The 1,115-nt window shown below is 59.1% G+C and carries 1 protein-coding gene; it reads right to left on the bottom strand.

All coding sequences use genetic code 11. The annotated features are described in order from the left end of the window. Positions 1 to 100: 100 nt before the first annotated feature. Positions 101 to 415, bottom strand: coding sequence for a hypothetical protein (locus tag CHC08_RS47920; protein WP_089213971.1), 315 nt, complete (start codon positions 413 to 415; stop codon positions 101 to 103). Positions 416 to 1,115 lie beyond the last annotated feature (700 nt).

Below are 1,115 nucleotides of genomic sequence, written 5' to 3'. Positions count from 1 at the left end.
TTGCGCAATCCCGGATGTTTTCGCGGGTGGCCTACGTGGTTCGGCTACGCGCCGCGCCCCGGCTGGAGGCTAGTGGTGATTCGGCAGTTGATCAGCGTTTTCAGACGTTGTTGTTGTTGTTGGTGTTGTTGACGTCGTCTTCTGCATCGTTGACGTTGTTGTTGTTGAGGTTGGCGTTGAGCTTGAACCGGTGGTTGCGGTGGTGGAAGCAGCTGTGGTGGTGGCAGCAGCGACGGTGGCAGCAACAGCCACGGCGCCAGCCTCCACCTCCACCGCAGTTGATGACGCTCGCGCCCGCGGTGGCCGTGGTGGCACCGGCGGTGGCGGTGGTGGTCGCCGCGGTCAGGCTCACGATTCCGCCGGCCAGTGCCGTGCTGAGTGCGAGTCCTGCCATGACGCTTTTGACGTTGGGCATTGAATTTCCCCCTAGAAAGGATCAGTTACCCCGTTTTAGATATTTCCGGAACTTCCGGAAAATGACTGGGTAGCCGCTGATAGGTCGTCCTCGTTGTCATAGTTTCCTCGCATGTCGTACGACAAACAGTCATTGACGGCTTTTGCTGACCTCTTATCTATCTATTGATAATCTTAGAGTCTTATTAAGTCTTTTGTTGTGAAATGTTTTTAATGTCGCATTTGTCATAGAATTTATGGCGAGGAGGCGCTCATGGATGAATGGCAGACAAGAAGGGGAGGGGGTGGCGGCGGGATCCGCCAGCCTCATGGTTTTCGCTGGATCGATGGCGCGGCCGGCACCGGGAGCAGGGCAGAGCGGCGGTGCGAGGAACGGCCGGGGCAGGTCTCTGCCTCGGCCCGGGGCTCTCGCGGTGAGAGAACTCTCCCGGCTCACTCGACCGGAGGACCGTTCCCCGGTCCGGGGTCAAGGGCTGCGGGTTTCTCCTTGAGATGGTCGGGGCCCTTCTCCATAGAGGTAAGGAGAATCCGCTTCTTCAGGGAGCGAGGGGAGTTGCGGGAACGGGGGTTCTCCAAGGCGGGTGACGCGGATTTTTTTGGGGGCGTATGCCGAATGCCCGTGTTCACGATGTGATCGTGGCTTCCCTGTGAAAGGCCATGATCTCGGTGAACACGGGCACTCTTCCCTCCGCCGGGGATCC

The organism is Streptosporangium subroseum (assembly GCF_900188345.1).
GTDB classification, from domain to species: domain Bacteria; phylum Actinomycetota; class Actinomycetes; order Streptosporangiales; family Streptosporangiaceae; genus Streptosporangium; species Streptosporangium subroseum.
Note: the sequence above shows the minus strand (reverse complement) of the source record. Positions and strands in the feature narration are given on the sequence as shown.

What these genes read in the sequence shown, in the direction of transcription:
- CHC08_RS47920 (WP_089213971.1), bottom strand. Translation starts at nt 415, where the DNA reads ATGCCCAACGTCAAAAGCGTCATGGCAGGACTCGCACTCAGCACGGCA.